Annotated in this window: 18 protein-coding genes; 10 read left to right on the top strand and 8 right to left on the bottom strand. The window is 52.0% G+C overall.

Going from position 1 to position 16,954, the window contains the following annotated elements; translation table 11 throughout:
* Positions 1-98: 98 nt before the first annotated feature.
* Positions 99-743, top strand: a complete 645-nt coding sequence (locus E6B08_RS17490) for a hypothetical protein (protein ID WP_136915206.1) — start codon at positions 99-101, stop codon at positions 741-743.
* Between the two features lie 50 nt (positions 744-793).
* On the opposite strand, the gene E6B08_RS17485 is transcribed toward E6B08_RS17490, so the two are convergent.
* From E6B08_RS17485 to E6B08_RS17475, 3 genes are all read right to left on the bottom strand, one after another.
* Complete coding sequence (locus E6B08_RS17485; protein ID WP_136915205.1) at positions 794-1,126, bottom strand: hypothetical protein; 333 nt, start codon at positions 1,124-1,126, stop codon at positions 794-796.
* An 82-nt stretch (positions 1,127-1,208) separates the two neighbouring features.
* Positions 1,209-1,691 (bottom strand): hypothetical protein, encoded by a 483-nt coding sequence (locus E6B08_RS17480; RefSeq protein ID WP_136915204.1) that lies wholly within the window; start codon positions 1,689-1,691, stop codon positions 1,209-1,211.
* Positions 1,692-1,999: 308 nt separating this feature from the next.
* On the bottom strand, positions 2,000-3,466 hold the full coding sequence (locus E6B08_RS17475; RefSeq protein WP_136915203.1) for a hypothetical protein: 1,467 nt from the start codon (positions 3,464-3,466) through the stop codon (positions 2,000-2,002).
* Positions 3,467-3,844: 378 nt separating this feature from the next.
* Between E6B08_RS17475 and E6B08_RS17470 the strand changes: the two genes are divergently transcribed.
* From E6B08_RS17470 to E6B08_RS17460, 3 genes are all read left to right on the top strand, one after another.
* Positions 3,845-4,264, top strand: coding sequence for a hypothetical protein (locus E6B08_RS17470; RefSeq protein WP_136915202.1), 420 nt, complete (start codon positions 3,845-3,847; stop codon positions 4,262-4,264).
* 112 nt (positions 4,265-4,376) lie between these two features.
* Positions 4,377-4,790: a hypothetical protein gene (locus E6B08_RS17465; RefSeq protein ID WP_136915201.1), complete on the top strand. Its 414-nt coding sequence runs from the start codon at positions 4,377-4,379 to the stop codon at positions 4,788-4,790.
* A 127-nt stretch (positions 4,791-4,917) separates the two neighbouring features.
* Positions 4,918-5,481: a hypothetical protein gene (locus tag E6B08_RS17460; protein WP_136915200.1), complete on the top strand. Its 564-nt coding sequence runs from the start codon at positions 4,918-4,920 to the stop codon at positions 5,479-5,481.
* 65 nt (positions 5,482-5,546) lie between these two features.
* Here E6B08_RS17460 and E6B08_RS17455 read toward each other — a convergent pair whose 3' ends face one another.
* Positions 5,547-5,996 carry a phage protein NinX family protein gene (locus tag E6B08_RS17455; RefSeq protein ID WP_136915199.1) on the bottom strand — a complete coding sequence of 150 codons (450 nt, stop codon included), beginning with the start codon at positions 5,994-5,996 and terminating at the stop codon, positions 5,547-5,549.
* Positions 5,993-7,234: a DNA cytosine methyltransferase gene (locus E6B08_RS17450; protein WP_136915198.1), complete on the bottom strand. Its 1,242-nt coding sequence runs from the start codon at positions 7,232-7,234 to the stop codon at positions 5,993-5,995. The genes E6B08_RS17455 and E6B08_RS17450 overlap by 4 nt, the downstream gene beginning before the upstream one ends.
* 66 nt (positions 7,235-7,300) lie before the next feature.
* Between E6B08_RS17450 and E6B08_RS17445 the strand changes: the two genes are divergently transcribed.
* Genes E6B08_RS17445 through E6B08_RS17435 form a run of 3 tightly spaced genes read left to right on the top strand, consistent with a single transcriptional unit; the run spans position 7,301 to position 11,200 of the window.
* Positions 7,301-8,434 carry a tyrosine-type recombinase/integrase gene (locus tag E6B08_RS17445; RefSeq protein WP_136915197.1) on the top strand — a complete coding sequence of 378 codons (1,134 nt, stop codon included), beginning with the start codon at positions 7,301-7,303 and terminating at the stop codon, positions 8,432-8,434.
* Entirely contained in the window at positions 8,431-10,011 is a 1,581-nt protein-coding gene (locus E6B08_RS17440) for a hypothetical protein (protein WP_136915196.1), read from the top strand. The genes E6B08_RS17445 and E6B08_RS17440 overlap by 4 nt, the downstream gene beginning before the upstream one ends.
* 1 nt (position 10,012) lies before the next feature.
* The gene (locus E6B08_RS17435; RefSeq protein WP_136915195.1) at positions 10,013-11,200 is read left to right on the top strand and encodes a hypothetical protein; all 1,188 of its coding nucleotides are present in this window, start codon (positions 10,013-10,015) and stop codon (positions 11,198-11,200) included.
* A 1,086-nt stretch (positions 11,201-12,286) separates the two neighbouring features.
* On the opposite strand, the gene E6B08_RS17430 is transcribed toward E6B08_RS17435, so the two are convergent.
* Positions 12,287-12,556 carry a helix-turn-helix domain-containing protein gene (locus E6B08_RS17430; RefSeq protein ID WP_192938549.1) on the bottom strand — a complete coding sequence of 90 codons (270 nt, stop codon included), beginning with the start codon at positions 12,554-12,556 and terminating at the stop codon, positions 12,287-12,289.
* Positions 12,557-12,652: 96 nt separating this feature from the next.
* On the opposite strand from E6B08_RS17430, the gene E6B08_RS17425 reads away from it, so the two are divergent.
* Positions 12,653-13,156, top strand: coding sequence for a hypothetical protein (locus E6B08_RS17425; protein WP_136915193.1), 504 nt, complete (start codon positions 12,653-12,655; stop codon positions 13,154-13,156).
* A gap of 129 nt (positions 13,157-13,285) precedes the next feature.
* Here the strand turns inward: E6B08_RS17425 and E6B08_RS17420 are convergent, their stop codons facing one another.
* Entirely contained in the window at positions 13,286-13,933 is a 648-nt protein-coding gene (locus E6B08_RS17420) for a hypothetical protein (protein WP_136915192.1), read from the bottom strand.
* A 207-nt stretch (positions 13,934-14,140) separates the two neighbouring features.
* On the opposite strand from E6B08_RS17420, the gene E6B08_RS17415 reads away from it, so the two are divergent.
* Positions 14,141-15,064, top strand: a complete 924-nt coding sequence (locus E6B08_RS17415; RefSeq protein WP_136915191.1) for a hypothetical protein — start codon at positions 14,141-14,143, stop codon at positions 15,062-15,064.
* A gap of 286 nt (positions 15,065-15,350) precedes the next feature.
* On the opposite strand, the gene E6B08_RS17410 is transcribed toward E6B08_RS17415, so the two are convergent.
* Positions 15,351-16,262: an AraC family transcriptional regulator gene (locus E6B08_RS17410; protein WP_136915190.1), complete on the bottom strand. Its 912-nt coding sequence runs from the start codon at positions 16,260-16,262 to the stop codon at positions 15,351-15,353.
* 101 nt (positions 16,263-16,363) lie between these two features.
* Between E6B08_RS17410 and E6B08_RS17405 the strand changes: the two genes are divergently transcribed.
* A complete protein-coding gene (locus E6B08_RS17405; protein ID WP_136915189.1) occupies positions 16,364-16,924 on the top strand; it encodes a carboxymuconolactone decarboxylase family protein in 561 nt (186 codons plus the stop codon).
* Positions 16,925-16,954 lie beyond the last annotated feature (30 nt).

Below are 16,954 nucleotides of genomic sequence, written 5' to 3'. Positions count from 1 at the left end.
AGCTGGCGCTTGCGGCGCTTCAGACGACTTCCGAGCGAAGCCCCTCATTGTCGCCGCCAGCCCGATCCCACCAATGTTGATGCCTAGGAGGATCAGCCGTGAACACTTTCAGCCGGCGCGTTTTCGACAACATTGTGCCCCTTTCAATTGCCGGGAAACTGCCTGAGGCTTTCGCCGAATGGTGCTTCACCGACCAGGTGCGCGATCACGAGGCACCAACGGCTGATTGTCAGCTCTGCGATCAGGAGCGGGTGCGGTATCACTACCAGATCAGAAACGCCAGCAATGGGAATACGCTCTGGGTAGGGTCTCAGTGCATCCTGAGGTTCAATCTGTCGGTGTTTGAGGGTGGTCGACGGCTGTCGCCAGATCAAGCCAGGAAGAAACTCAACAACCTTGAGCAGGTCATGAGGTACGAGGCCTGCTTACGTGCGCTTGAGCGGCTGGCGGAGGCCGAAGAGAACGACATTCTGGCAAAGGCGCTGGCCTACTACCGGAAGAATCAGTACCTGACGCCGAAGTTTGCGTTCGTGGTGCTATGGCGGCTGCACAAGCACCAAATTGATCACAGCCCGTCGTTCTTCAAGATCAACCTGAAACTCACGCGCAATCAAGATGCGTTGCGGGCGATGCCGCTAACCCATGTGCACATGATCTGGCCGGCGCTTTCTTCCGCTCAGCGTGAGATTGCCAAGCGTCTCGGGCATAGGGAGCCAGACCGGCCAGCTGCACGTAGCGAATGAACGTCTGGCCCCCAATGAAAAAGCCCCGCACATGTGCGGGGCTTCTCTTTTTACTGGTTGGTTAGTACCACGACCAGGTGTTCGCTGAAGGGCCCAGATGGTGCACCCAGGGCGACCTTCAGTTTTTCAACAATGACATCCCAATAGGGCATGGCGCAGTCGGTCCCTTCGCCGGTGAGGCTTGGGTCGACAAAGGCCACCACATCGGCGATATCGTCAGTGCCAATGGGCCCTTTTCTATCGTGCCAGGTCATGACGTTCGAGCTGTTCACGAAAGCCTGAAAACCGGGATCGGCGAAAAGTTCGGGGACTGCCAACTTTAGACCGAAAATCTGTCGAGCTTCGGCGTCCATGATGGCTTGAGTGATTGCGGCATTGTTCATCAGTGCTCCTTCCTTCTGGGGAGGGAGTCAAGCCCCATGGGGGCTGTGACCCCCAAGGGTTGTCGGTGATTCGATGGGAGGGTTAGAACTCTAAGATCCCTTTCGAGACCAAGACGGCGTGAATCAAGTCGAATGCCGCTGTCTTGCATTCGACCGCGCCGTCACCCTCGGACAGGTTTTCAAAGGCGGTGCTGATGATGTCCTCGACGTCCAGCTCCTCGAACACCTCCTCTGCCATCTCCTCGAACGATTTGCCCTGCGTGTTGCTGACGCGGAGGGAGTAAGCTCGCAGCACTTCGACAACCTCTGTCACGGTAACCGAGCAGAGGGGACTGCCGAAGACTTCCGGCTGGTCCAATGCGGTTTCGCTGTCGACTGGAGCGGTGCCGGGAAAGAACGTGTCCTTGTCTTCTTCCTGCCAACCAGGCAAAGCCACAACCAAGGTCAGGTTGCTGTTCATGGCCGCTGCGGAAGAAAACGCGTTAAGTGGGTCTTCGGCGTAGACACCGTACGAAACGATCTGCCCAGTGACATCGTCGATCGCGATAACAGTGAACTTTTTCATGTGTAGCTCCTTCGGGTGTGAGAAGGAGCCCAGGCCCCATAGGGGCATGAGCCCCTGATGGGTTTGTGAGAAGTGCTGCTTCGGCCTAAGCCGGGTGTAGCTGACCCGCAGGTGCCTTGCGGGCACGATGAGGGGGCATCATAGCACCGGCCGGCAGTGAGCCTGCAAGGGGGGATTATTGGCAGGTCTTTGCGAATGATGGTGAACCTGACCGCACAAATCGAGCAGACACACCGCCTCTATCTCAGTGAGCAGTTCTGAGGCCGTTCAGCTGGACTTTCCCTGAGCTGGCCCGCCGGCGATGTCAATCACCATCGGCTGTGCCGCAAGGTTTCGGAAAGTGCTTGCTGAAAAAACATGTTCCCGCCCTTGAGGGTCAACCTAATTCCAAAGCGGTAGTTGAGCGCAACGATTTGCGCGCTCTGGGTGTAGAAGGGACGTTCAGCCCCTAGTTTGGCAAGCAGATTATCCGAGGCTCGGCGGATCGTGGCTTCGTCTAGAACGTCACTGAAGAAGATGTCGTTGAAGTAGAAGCAATGGTTCCACGTCTCAGCCAGCTCGTAACCGAGTTTCACCTTGGCGCAACGTTGGATGGCCTTTTCCATTTGCTCCTTGGTAACTTCGCATCGGATCGCAAAGGCCTCTGGGTGAATACTGTCAGGTTCTGACCATTGACCGGCCTCAAGACCCACAAAACCAATCGGCTCCCATCCATTTGCCATACTCTCGAGCAGCTGTGAGTAGGCCTCGACTTCAGCACGTTCATGCATCTCGTGACTGTGGCGCGGGGTAATGGACGGACCCATGTGCAATGTGCTCTCGGTTCGGCACTCACCGTCTTTGAGGTTCACGGTCAGTCGCCAATCGAAGTTGGACGCTCGGTGGGCGGTATTGTCAATGGCCAGGGTCGCGGTTTCGCCGTCCATCACGTTGTAGTCATGCTCACTGACGCAGGTGCCCTGCACCCACATGAACGGCTCTGCAACTTCGCCGGTTTCAGGATTTCGGGTAGTGATCTTCACGTACACATCATTGGCGTAGAGTCCCTTGCCATCCCAACCGTATTTCTTCATCTCTGCAGCCCAAGAGGTGACAATGCGAATCGCACGGCGCCGGTCTGCACGGTAGTTATCAGGACTAATGAATTCGCGTGTCTCAACGACTGGCTGGGCAACGGCCGCGGCCGCCTTCATGAGTGGTTTGAGCTCAAAGCAATCCGGTGGGAGCGGCATCCGTGTTCCGAACGCTTCATCCTGTATTCGGTAGCACTTGAGGGCAGCTGACACGAATTCACGTCTGACCGACTGTTCGTCAGGATTGGGCCAGTGATTCCAGACAATCTCATCCAAACGCTGTGGCCCGATCTGGCTTACGAGTTCACCGACATCGTTCATGATGATCGTGAGCCGCTGTGCAAACTCGCGAACCCCCTTCATCTCAATTACAGCCTCCGGCGGGAAGTCGTCCTGGAACTCGTCGATCAGGATGCCATGCGTGCCGCATAGCCAGATCCCATTCGAGATGTCTTTTATCTGATCAGGGCTAACGCCTTCCTGCTTTCGAGGTCCGCCCTCCGACGCCGGGTAGATGTGTGCCGCCACGGCAATGCCGGCTGCTGAATCCTCGCCGTCAGTATTGACGGCCGGACCCGTGGTGAATCTGAGGCATGAAGGGTAGCTGCACAGGAACCCAGCCCGTTTCGCCAGTTCAAGTTTGGTGTTCTTCGAAAAATTGATCCGCCTGCTTTTTTTCTTCGGTTCGGTGGGGCTTGTCATGGTTCAGGTCCTGGTACAGAAGCTTGGTTATGCAGAATCACAGACAAGGCAAGCTGTGCCCGGTAGCGAAGCGGCTTTTCAGAGCCCGCTAGACTAGGGAAGGGCTGACAGTATGCCCAGTCTTGTCCAGGCGAAATGTTCTATCGAGTCCGCTAGTTCGGCCGTTAGCGGGTTTCCATCAACTCTTTCGTCGGTGCCTTCTGACGATTTTCCGGGCAGGGAACAGGTATTCCCAAAGTGCTCCGCCAGGTTGTAGTATCAAGGCTCATTCTTTCCCATGTGCATGGCGAAAGAGCCGCTTGAAAACAAGCACACTTCCACCCTCTGGGGACTCTGTCCTTTTTGGGCTCGGGTCTCCACCTTTTCCTGGAGAGACCCATGCAAAGACTTTACGAACAACAACGCCACCTCGCTTCGGTGTTCGTCGCTGGCAATCAAGACCTGGTGGCGTCTGTCGCCGAAACCGCCGTCTTGGTGGCCAACGAGTTCCTCGAGCAGTTGGCCTCGAAGATCCTTCTCCCAAACGCCCTCACCAATCTACAAACCTTGGCCCAGCGGTCAAAGATTGAGGTCTTCGGTCTTCGTCTTCGCCAGCATGCCTGTGAGTTCTCCCAGGCGCGTGCGAGCAGCACATTCTGGGAGTTGGTCGATGCCCTCTCTGCATTAGGCGATGCTACCGGTACCCAGTGGCCCTACATGACGCAGGATGTGCGCTTTGCACGCCTCGGACATGCACGGGAACATCTGGACCAATGCAGCCTAGTGCTCAGTGAGGAAGCTTCCAAGTTCACCGCGTGATGCTTGATTGACCCAGCCTTCATTGGTGGTTCCATCGAGCTACTCAGAATCAACACCACCCACAACGGGGCATGCCCGTTGTGGGCTGCCCTCCATCGTAGGAGCGGTAAACATGCACACTCACGAGATGAAAAAACACGTGTTGCAGGGACTCGAGGCCGCGGGTTGGAAGGCTGTCGATGACAAGTCGTTGTCGCTCCCCTGCGTCGCCAAGAAGGACTTTGAAACTGCAGCTGGCGTGAAGACGGCGCTGGCGTATGTCGTCGATACGCCGGATGCGTGCTTGCGTGTCAGCGGCGAGTACACCAGCGAAGGTAACAACGTCCTGAGCACCACGGCATTCTACGTGTGGTACCGGCCTCGACCGACTTCACCCACAACGATCGATGTCGATGAGCACCTGTTCAAGCTACGCGAAGAGGTGTTGCCGGAAGACCTGATAGCAGGTGCCAAAGTATTCGCTCAGGCGGCTGAAAAGGAGATATCCGAAAGCTACGCTGTGCGGCTGCATCGGCATCAATCGTAAGGTTGTTGTGTCTGAGTTCCACCGGCTGTAGAGGCGCTTAAAGAGCGATCCTCTACGCCGTCACTTTTTAAACCCACTCGGGGCCTTCCCGAGTGGGGGGCTCCGAGCAAACACTTGGAGTTCGACCATGATTGATTGCAAATCCACTTTCACCCGTACTATCCAGCACCCTGAACTGGGCGAAGTCATCCTCACGGCTGAAGTCAGTCCTTGCGTGTGGATGTACAACACCGCCTTCCAGCTTTCGATCCAGTTGCCTGGCAGGGGGGGGCATATCACTTCGCGTGTGGAGGGTCTCAAGCTCGCCGATGCAACTCAGGCCCATGTGGACGAGTTGCTTGGTGCGGCTCACATCAAACCCTGCGTTTGCGAAGGGTGCATTAACCCTGCGTTCGACCCCTCGGTCTGCGACACCAATCGCGCAGGCAAATGTGAATCCTGCTTCATCGCTGAGCTCAATGCTGAGTGGGAACAGGAGGAGAAAGAGGAACAGGCGCGGCTGAAGAAGGAACGGGAAAAAGCCAAGGCCAAGGGATACACGCATGTCATCGATTTGGTGGTTCACCCCCGAAATGGTGATGACAAGTTCGTCTCCTACTACGTCAAGGACGCAACACCCGAGATGGCCATAGGGCTACTCAAAAAAAACCGATCTGTTGTGCTTGATAGCTATCGGATCGAGCAGTTGTAGAAATGAGAAACCCGGCCTCGAGGCCGGGTTTTTTGCTTTCTGGGTTTGCGCGATGAACGCAATGATCAGCGCAGCAACAACCTGGGCACCTGGACAATATCGCCGACCTTCAGGCGGATGAGCGCCCGGCAGAGCGCGATCGCCGCAGTGGCGCCAGTGCTCCAGTTGAGAAGCCCGTTTCGACGGTAGCCTGCAACGGCTACGTCCTTGGATACCTGGTTAGGAGGGCCTTGAACCGCAAGCCCGTGCGAATCAACCCAGGGCGCAGCGAGAGACAGGTCCTCGTGCGGGTTGTAGCGCTTGGTGAACACCAGTGCCTGGCCGGAGTATCGTTGGAAAACACGCCAATTTGTGAGGTAGCCCGAAGGTCCTTCGAGGAAAAGATCGAGCCCCTCGGCCTTACCGGCTGCCCAGGCCAGCGCTTCGCCCTCAAGGTTGTCTGTACGCACCCCCATCAGATCCAGGGTGTCCTCGCGGGTCTGAGGAATAGGGAAGGTGAGCTCTACACTATTCATGCTGCCTCCTGACAATCCTGCCGGTTTAACAGACGGTATTTCCACGGGTCATTGACCTTGGAGAAGGCGGCCATCGTCCCGGGGCTGACGCTATTGCCGCACATGTGAGTTTGTTCTGTGATGGTGAACGGTTTGCCGTCGTGGCCGTGGGCAATCTGGTACGTTTCCGGGAAACCCTGCGCCAGGTAGAGCTCGCGCGGGCGTAGCATGCGTTGGTAGAGATCCACCATGACCCAGGGACTTCCATTGATCCAAACTGTGACCAGGGCCAGCCGCTCCTTGGTCGTCATGGTGGTCGCCGGGCTGTCGTTCGCGGCCGCCTTATGTGCGGCAGCGTGGTGGTAGCGCGTCAGGAAATCAGATACGCGCAACGCTCCCGCCAAATGCTCAGGATTCAGTGACCATTCCTCGGCCCAGTCGTTGTTGCTGGCGCCAGCACTGTCTTTGGCCGCGCCAGCCTCAAGGTGATCAACAAGATGGACCAGGTGGGCTGCGGCCAGTTGCTGCTGGCTGCCCTTGGTGGTGATGGTGCTCATGCTCTTCAAAACGCTGTGAGCGGCGGTCGTGTTCTTTCCGCCATTGCATTGAATGAGCACCGGCGACACCAGGGAAAAATGGCCGCCCTTGACCCCAGCGCATATAGTCGGGAGCGCTTTGTCCGCGGCGAATACCCGCTGCCGGGAGCCGTTGGCGTGTTCCGTCATGAACGGGGTCAGTACCGAACTGGCCGGCCTCGAGTCACTTCGTTGCGCTGCTGAGGCGGCGTGTGTGGCGGCCACCGTGAATGGCTGGTCTCTATCCAGGACCTCGCGCACCATTCCTTTGGCGAGACGCTGGAGGGTCTTTTCTGCCAGTGGGCGTTTGCGGGTGAAGATTGAAGTTCCCATGTCGCTGAAGTCGAGGCATTCAGCGGCGGTCCGGTAGGGTTTCTGTCCCTTGGCCGGTTTGGCCGCGTGCGTCTTTGGCGGCGCCACGGGCTTCTGTCCATCGGCGGTGGCAATCATATACAGGCGTTCGCGGGTGGTCGGATCGCCATAGTCGCAATTGCGCTCCACCCAGTAGTTGACCGCGTAGCCCAGGCGCTGCAGCTCCCCCAGGAAGTGGCGCCAGGTACGCCCCTTGCGCTTGGGATCCGGGATCAAGAACTGCTCGTGGCGCGGCACCCGCTCACCCACATCCGCTACCGTGCCGTCTACCTTGATGACTCGGCCGGTAGCCTTGTCTCGCTTGGCGATCATTGGCCCCCATTGCTGAATCTGCTTGATTAGAATTACGGGCTACACTGTGGACCTTAGGGAGGCACGATGAGATTAATGAAGCCGAAGTTTCAGTCGTACGCTGAAGCAAAAAGGAATATTGAAAAAGCTGGTCTTGAGTTAGCAAGCTTTAATCATTGTGAAACAAGCGAAGTTCGACTGCCATTTTTGTTGGGAGTTGATGGAAAGCCAGTTTTTGAGGTTCACGATTTTCTTCATGAAAAAATGTTTTATCTCGGGAGCTACAAGTCACTAAATTCGATCCGAACGTACTCTGAGAGCCTTCAGCATTGGTTCGTCTATTTGGAAGGTGAAGATCTAGAATGGAAGAGCGTGTCGGTGCGGAATATAGTTGGCTATAGAAACTATATGAAATCCAGTGGAGGCACTTCCAGAAAGTCTCTGAGCGCGGCAACGGTAAATCTACGCATTAATGTTGTTGTGGAATTCTATCGATATTGGTGGTCAGAGCAATATCGTAGCCATGGAAGTGTTCAAGCAAAAAGTAATATTGAAAGATCGAGATCACGAACCGTCAGACTTAGAGTTAATGCAGACAGGAAAGGTGCTAGAGCATTAACCCTGGAAAGCTGCGCTGAGATCTATAGTCAGCTCAAAGGTGTGCACAGGTTAGTATTTCTTTGGTGTGTATGCACAGGCATGAGAATCAGCAGTGTGTTGAACCTAGAGCTGAGTCAATTTAATAGATTAGCTGAGGCAGGGGGGCACGGGTTTATCGAAGTTGAAGTCAAGGGCGGGCGAAAACAGAGTGTGTATGTCCCAGGATTGGTAACTGAAGAAACAATTAGCTACATACTGGTTGAAAGATGCCTAACTCCCTCGATAAATTCCGATTCAGAAGAAAAGCTATTCCTTAATTCTAGGGGCCAATACGTAACTAGAGGTTGCTACTACTCTGCATTCAAAAGGGGGTGTGCGGCGAAAAACATAAAATCAAACCCTCATCAAACTAGAGCCACATTTGCCACTCACCTAGAGAGTCGGTTGCAGCCGGTAAAAGATACTCACCATCTCGATCCTCTCAAAATCATTCAAGGTCTTCTAGGGCATGCTAGCTCAGACACGACGCAGATGTATTTGGAGAATATCAAGGGTAGGCATATAAACGTCACAGGGCTAATTGAAGATTATGCGAACGTGTTTAGAGAATATGAAGGATGAGCGAACTTCAAGCATTTTTTTTTGACGAAAATAGAAAGAGAGACGATATATATGATTTCGCCGCATGGGGGGTGTCGCAAGAACTCCTGCTGGATCTTCGGTCCGCGTTCATTGATCTCACAGGAGCATACAAAGCCAGAAGTAGGCGACAAGCTTGGAGGTCAGTAAGAAAGTTTTTAGATTACATAGAGGGTAATACAGATTTTTCTAGCCAAATGCTTAGGAACTTTGGGACATTAGAGGAGCAGCAGCTGCTATTGGGAACCTGCCAAAGTCACTACAATTTTGTGAGTCGTATGGTTAGGTGGTTGTCCGAACATAGCGATAATAAGATATGGTCAAGTCAGCAGTATGAATATAGAAAATTTACAAGGGAGTTGAAATCCTCACGTTCTAAGTATATTGGCCCTGAGGAGTTGGCAGAAATTGTTCGCATATGTAAAAAAGAAATCTCCCAGATTAGGTCAAGGTTGGAAGTGAGGCGAACAATTTTGGAAGGCGGGAAAGTTAAGCATTCCGAACTCACTGAAAACGATGTGCAAAGTCTAAAGTTCCTTATCAACCTAGAAAGTAACGGGGTCTGGTCCCAGCGACAGCTTGCACAGCCAGGTACAAGTCGACTATCGCACGTGGGTTTACGTCGTCTCCAGGCCTTTCGTGAGCTGAATCCAAGAAGCATACTTCCAATTTATCTTCTGATGATGATTGAGACTGCAGCAAACCCGATATCGCTACTTGAAATTAAAACTAACTGTGTTGAGTCTCACCCTACGGATAACTCCCTATCAATCGTATCATGGGATAAGCCACGAGCTTCTAATGAGCAGCGCGTGTCCTTCCTAAAACAAGGCCAGTTTTCAATCGCAGCACTTGTGGACTTGACTTTGAGCGGTACAGAAAACATACGAAGAATTGCGGGTGTAGACGAGGATTTACTTTTCATCACAAGATCAGGCAGCAAGGTCAAAAGGGTTAGCATCCAGGGAATACACGATCAACTAACAAAGTTCAGGGCCGAATACTCATTACATAAATTTAGCTTTGTGGATATTCGGAAAAGCATCGCTGAGCTTATGAATGGAAAGCATCGCTCACAAGCACATGTTGCACATATGCTACAGCATAATGGTTTGTCGACCGTACTAAGATATATAAATCCTAGAGAAAATCATCACAAAGCTTTTGAAAGAATTTCAAAAATACAAGGTGAGATGATACGTATAGCCACGGTAGTCGAGGCTGATAAACTTCCACAAACACTATTTGGTTTTTCTTGTGGTCGTGAGTCAGAAGCTAAAGATTGCTTAGAGTTTACCAATTGTGCTGTGTGCAAGAATGCGCTTGTGATCATAGATGACCCACGGTACGTCGCACGTATCCTGAAGTCTAAGTTGTTTCTAGAGGAGATGGAGTCATCATCTGCGCTACAAGCTGACAAAATTGTAAGATTCAACCATGTTTATAAGTCAACTCTTGAACTTATTAGAGGGGAGATTATACCAAAAATAACCAAAGGAGTTATTGCGAAGGCGGAAGCATTAATCTCCGAAACTCCAGATCTGCCGAGAATGTACTAATATGCTTCATAGAAATAACGAGCCTGAATTATCGAACCCTCTTTCGGCATTGATGTTGATCTTCGGAGTTGATTTTAATGCCGGTGTATGGGTTTTGAATTCGACAATAGATTCGGCGGCGGATAAGAAAGTCTATCTCGATTGGTCGTCATACGCGAAAAATGAGTCTGAAGATAAATTAAGCGAAAAATATCTACTGATTCTTAAGAAAATAGCAGGATGTTTGTTCGTTGGGCTTGGTGCCAGTAAAAATGCTCCTAGTACTATTAAAACTAAAGTATATATGATTTCAGCCTTTCTAACCGAAGCGCAGCGGGCTGGAGAGCATGAGCTAAGCATAATTACGGCACGTAAAGCTCAATCGATATTTTCTAGCATGTGTGACAGGGTTTCGCGAGGGGGGAAATTATCAGCTTCTACGCTGGCCTCGAGGATGAACGCGATTAGGCTGCTCTATTACTTGAAGGCAAAGGTAGGTACCGGCTTAGCCGTCGATCCCTTTCCGCCGAGACAACAGAGGCGCATACAGCTGAACGGTAGGAACAAGTCTTTCTGGGAGGCCCCGCCAGAGCCTGTAGCGCTCCATATTCTAAAACGATCAATAGAGATTGTAGAGGACCTAGGGCCGGACATAACTAGGATCTTTACTAAATACTTCTTAGGTATTCAGGATGCTATAGAGCGTGGAAATACAACCAGGAAGAAGATATCGCCATATGGAAAAAATGCCATATCGGGCGAGGCGTTTAGCCAATGTGTCCGAATACCAGAATTAAAAAGTTTTTCAGCGTGTAACCCTCTACACGTTGCATATCTTCGTAAACAGTTAGTCACCGCTTGCTTTATCGTCATTTCCTACACAGTAGGCGCCAGGGTTAGTGAGATTAGGCGTGCTACGTCCACTAGCATTAGAAGTGTTCAGCACTCATCAGGCGAGGTTCTTGAATATTATCATGCGGCTCGATCTAAACGTAATTTTAGGATGTATGCAAAGCAAAATATGGAAGTTTCCGGCGAGGTTCCTTGGGTGATCTCACCAGCGGCGAGTAAAGCCTTCAAAGTACTAACGAAATTAACTGCGCCTTACAGAGAACTAGGTGGTATAGACAGTTTGTGGTTGGTTGCTGGCGGTAATTCGCTGATGGCTTTCAATCTAAGTAAAGTGCCAAGTATTCTATCTGCAAGCTAATTTAACTCCAGGTTAACTGAGTTTTCAGAATTCATTGATCTTGAGGGAGCTACCGGATGGGCGGGCAGAATACACACTCACCAAGGTCGGAAGCATTTCGCTCGATTTGCAGCAAAGCGAGACAGACGAAACCTAGCTGATTTAGCTATTCAATTTTCTCACGCTACCCCTTATAGCGTTGATTACAGCTATGCCCAGCCAGATGGAGAGTTCAAAAGGATCATCGCAGAAGAACTGTCTGAGGAAATTAACAGCGTAGCTCGGGCCCTACGAGGAACAAACCCCGAAAGTGTCTATATTGGTGCTGGAGGAGGTGAGCGTTTGTCGCAGGTTAAGAAATTCTTGGGAAAATTGGTCAGCACAAATGATGTAAAAAAACTTTTAGCAAAAGGCACAATTCTTGTGCCCTGCGATTGGGGAGTGTGCCTGTACAGGCAAGAGACCAGCGCTTGCGATGGAGATAAGGAGCAGCCTAATCCCATTAATAGGAGCCCATCTGTGTGTGTGGGTTGTAGCAACTTCATTTCTACTAGTCGAAATAGAGGCTGGTGGCAAAATTATGTAGACGATAGCGTTACGATCTTGAGGCAGAAAAATATATCTGTTCAGGCCAGAGCGGTTCTGGAACAGCGGTTAAATGAAGGCTTGAAGGTCCTAGATTCCCTGAGTGAGGAAGATTGAAGTGAATGTGCGAGAGAGCTTAATTTGTGCTTTAGAAAGATTAGTTCATGATAACTGCCAGGATGTTACGCTTTCTTCGTTGTCTTCGATTGTCGGCGTAAGTAGGTCAACTATTTATAAGTATTATCCTGACATAGTTTCGCGGGTGAGAGAAATTAGGCATGGTCCTAGTAAGCCGGTGCAGCCTAATATTATGTTGAAAGCACAAAAGCTCTCGCTTAAAGTGAAGGAGCTGGAAAGCATGGTATTGACGCTAACAAATCTATGCTCATCTCAGTTGTCTGAAATCTCAGAAATGAAGTCGAGTCATCAAGATGATATTGAGAGCTTGAAATTGAAGATTGAGTTCTTAGAAAGCGAGTTGAATAAGAGTCGACGTCCAAACTTGAGGGCGGTTGATAAGAGTTAATCATGCCGAGAGTTGCGTCTAAGTAAATCGAGTAGCTCTTGAGCTAGGCTGTCATTATTGTCCTTTGCGTAAGCCCTCACAATAATTACAAGAGGGTGTGTGTTCAATGAGCATGCAAACTCTTCCAGTTTATCTAGCGAAATCAGTTTTTTGCCGCTTTCTACGTTACTCACATATGTCTGACTTGCGCCTAACTGTTCTTGAGAGACTTTTTGTTCTGCTCTAATTTCTTTTATCACTTCTCCGATTGCCGACTTTATATCCATTTGATCATTCCGCTCAAATGGATTATTCAGCACGTTTGAAGGTGGTCGCACCATGCTCTATAGAGTATGATTGTGTTTTTCCCTAGATAGAGCCGTATGAAAAACAAGAATAGGGGTGTAGAAAGACCTCCATCAAGACTTGAAATGGTTGAGCTCATCGAGAGCCTTGCTGGCACAGAGTGCGGCGCAGCTAGGATTTTGCCTATAGCAAGAGACGTTTTGGTCGAGATCCTAGATGACGAGAAAGACAGAGCCAATAATTGGTCTTGTTTTGATAATAGAGAGTTGACCGATACGGTCTTGCGATTTATATGCGCTTACCGTATTCCTGTTGAAGGTTCTGCATATTTTAATCTGGAAACTGACTGTGTGAGTTACCTAGACTTTTACAGTAAGAGTAACTTATCTAAGTCTGGTGGGGCTGTTCGAGTTCCGAGGGCTGTTAATGGTTTTAAGTTGGCAGAGAGGTTGAGGGCACAAGGGAGTGAGGTTTTTATTGTTGAAAATGTATATGAGTTGCGGTTGTGGATTTCGATTTGGGGTGGCAGCGCTTTGATAGCGACAGCCTTGATGAAGGTTCTTGACGAAATGCTTGATTAGCGTGCTGCTAAATAAAGAGCCTAAATGCGATTTGGCTCTAGTATTTGAGTGTGAAGAAGATTGAGTTTGTTTTGCTCTGGCAACGCCTTTTGGGTCCTCTCATTCAGCTGGAGGACCCATCGCCCTTACTTAAAGTTGGTTCGCGTCTTCAAGTGCTAACGGTTGTTGAGTAGCCGGAGGCTGCGTGGTCGAAATTGTCGCTGAGTACTGAGAGAAGGCCTCCGTTAAGTAAGAAACAAGAGCTTGACAGCAACGAAGCATTTCATCTGTTTCGTATGCCTTGTAGCTAAAGTTCTGGTGCGTGAGGTCATGACGAATATTTGAAAGATAATCCATGGCTTTAATCTTGAATTTCTTTTCAGCGTCTGCTCTTGGATTGTCGTTGCCGGCCTCGGATGGCTTGTGCGTAAATGTCCTGTCGAGGCCAATTTCAGCAAATCGGGGGCTTGCAAAATTTACAGATGATTGCGCCCCTTTATAATGACCGATGTGCCATTGTAGAGTGTCTATACAATGACGTATCAAATTGAGGTTGGATTCTTTAAATGAAATCTTTTCTTTCAGCTCAAGCACGTTTTGTAGCGGGAAGAAAAACTCAAGAATTTTGTATAGCCCTAAGAATACGTTTTCTATTTTGCGTGAGCGCACTACTGAATATAATTGGCTGAAGAGCCAATCATGATGATTTTGCGGAAGCGCCCTTGCAAGCTCGATTATATCGTCCTTTAGAAAACGTACAAATGGCTTGTCTTGCTCAATGTAAAGCATAACTTTCACGTACGACGCTAGCTTGTGTTCTTCTGCATCATCCGTAGAAACTTTGAAAGTCAAAATGGGTGGGAAGTAGCCGAATAAGTCATCGTCAAAGATCTTTTCATTTGCTACGCGCAGAGGAATCGGAGAATTGAATTTAACGCGCGCATTCGCCGCAAATTTAGCGAGCTGAATAAAATGTAATTCAGACTGCTCCTAGGCGGTGGGGTGTTGGCCACCGCGCTGGGGGCTGCGTCAGGCAGCTTGACCCTCGCATCAGCCTTATTGGAGGAAAGTGACCCGGCACTTGCTTCTGCACTCGATGTTCTGGCATTTGGCAGCGGGTTGGCTAGCTTGGCGGCTGGCTTGTCAGGAGGTAGCCGTGTCGCTTCCAGGGCGCTCGCGGGTGCAGGGACACGGCAGAATATTGTCGGCGCTAAACAATTTTTCACTAAAACGATGGCTGGGGTGGATAACTATACTTTCGTCGATAGGTGCGTGACAGTGTACCGTGACGTCCATAAGGGTGTGGCGCGGTTGGTTATCAATCTTCATGGTACGCCAAGTGGCTATGGTGTCACAGGTGCAGGCGCATTGAGGGCAGAAGCTGTTATAGATTTTCTCGAAGCCCGCGGCGTACCGATTCGCACCTATTCAAAGGTCAAGTTGCACATGTGCCATTCCGCAACTCCGTATGATGTACATGGCTCTACATTCGCTAGGGATATGGCGTACGCGCTAAAGGCAGAGGTCAAAGGGTACGAAGGGGAGATGCAAGTGTGTGGCCTATTAGGTGAGCGTGTCGTGCCGATGCGCGACACTGAATTTTTTGATGTTGGCTTTGATAAGATGAAGGAACTAGTCGGCGAGGAAACAATTCTTCGCGAGTGGCGACCTAGGAAAGTCGACTGGGTGAGAGATAGTAGTTCACGCATCGTGCGGGACGCTAACAACGTGCCGGTTCTTAAGTCGTATCCTAAGTTTAATCCAGTCACGTATCGGTGCGCGCCTGGGAGCTTTAAAGTGGAAGTTATTCCGGGCGATCATAGCATGGAAAAAATCATGGCCAGGTGGGCAAAAAACAAACATGCTTACGTCAATCCGTTCGACGAGGATTTATTCCAAAGCGAATTGCAGAGCGGGGGCTTATGCTAGGCGTTGTATAAAGTGGGGGTAACCTGGTCACTCGTGAATGAATAGCGTGGTGCGCATCGAAAAGGAAGGGCCATGCTAAAGTCATTTTGTTTAAGGCAATAGAGCTAATAGAGAGGTCCGATCCTCGCTTTAATAATGGAAAGCCACTCATTCGAGTGGCTTTTTCCTTGTTACGGAGTGATGGACAACGTCCAGCAGAACGCCGGTGCGGTGGGGAATGTTCGTCAAACCAACACATGTACAAAGAGGCGGCAGTTATTTTGCCCGGCGTTTGATTAGGCTTTAATCACCGCCCCTCATGCTGACGCCGATACGCCCCCGGCTGCACCCCCATGGCCTTGGCAAACGCCCGGGTGAACGCCGCCACCGACTGATACCCCACCTGCGCGCCCACCTGTTCCACGGTATTGCCCGCCCGCAGCAGCTGACACGCCTGGCGCATGCGCAGCGCCAGCAGCACCTGCCCCGGCGACTGACCGGCCAGCTCGTTGAAGCGCTTGAAGAACGCCGAGCGCGAAAGCCCCGTGCACGCCGCCATGCTCTCCAGTGTCCAGGCCTGTCCAGGCTGCTCGATCAACTGCTCCAGCAATCCGCCGAACGCCGGCTGGCGGGCGAGGGCGACCAGGCCGCCGAGCGACTGCCCGGCATGCACCTGCTGGCGTAGTCCATACAGGAACAGCAAGTGCGTCAGCCGCTCCAGCAGCGCCTGCGAGGGCGTCGGGGTGCGCTCGCATTCTTCCAGGATCAGCCCGAACAACGCCCGCGCCGCATGCCCGGACGGCTCGTCGGCGCGCAGCAGTATCCAGTCCGCCAGCCCTTCGACGATCAGGGTCGATAATCCCGGACGAAAGTGGAAAAACCCACACACCAGGCCCACGCCGTCGCTTGCGGTCGGCTCCAGCGCTTGCATCACCTGGCGCGGTTGTGCGCAGGCGGCGACCGGGTCTTCATCGCTCGACAAGCGGTAGCCCAGGTCGCGCAGCAGGAACACCGCATCCCCTGCTTCCAGCCGCACGGGTTCGGCCTGGTCGTCCAGATGCAGCCAGCAATGCCCCTGCACCACCAGGTGGAAACTGGCCCGGCCCATGCCCTGGGTGCTGGCATGCCAACCGCCGCAGTAGCGGCCGACATGAAACAGGCTGGCGTCGAGCTCGAGGCCTTCTAATAACCAATCGACGAGGTGGCTGGACGAAATCATCTAATGCAAAGACTCAGGAGCAAGGAAAGGCGACTGATGAATATGGAGGGTAATTCTTATAACCAACAGACTGTATAGACACACATCAAGGAGACCACTCCATGTCCTCGCGCATTACTCTACACACCCTGCAGAGCGCCCCGGAAGCAGCGCGTCCGTTTCTCGAGAACGCACAGAAGAATTCCGGCTTCATCCCCAACCTGCTGGGCGTGCTGGCCAACGCCCCGGCGGCGCTGGAAACCTACGTGACCGTCTCGGCGCTCAACGGCAAGTCCGAGCTGACCCTGGCCGAGCGCGAAGTGGTGCAGCTGATCGCCGCCACCAACCACGGCTGCGACTTCTGCGTGGCCGGGCACACTGCCGTGGCCCTGAACAAGGCCAAGCTGCCGCAGGAAGTGGTCGATGCCCTGCGCGCCCGTGGCGAGCTGCCGGATGCCCGCTACGAGACCCTGGCCGAATTCGCCCGTGAAGTCATCGCCACCCGCGGCAATGTCAGCGATGCCACCTACCAGGCGTTCCGCGATGCCGGTTTCAGCGAAGGCAACGCGCTGGAAGTGATTCTCGGCGTCAGCCTCGCAACCTTGTGCAACTTTGCTAATGTGTTCGCCCAGACGCCACTCAACGACGAGCTGAGCAAGTACCGCTGGCAGCCTGAAGCGTAACCAGCCTCGGTGCCGGCCAGGCCGGCGTTT

Origin of the sequence: Pseudomonas putida, from assembly GCF_005080685.1 — a bacterium.
GTDB lineage: Bacteria > Pseudomonadota > Gammaproteobacteria > Pseudomonadales > Pseudomonadaceae > Aquipseudomonas > Aquipseudomonas putida_V.
This window is presented reverse-complemented; position numbering and strand designations above follow the sequence as displayed.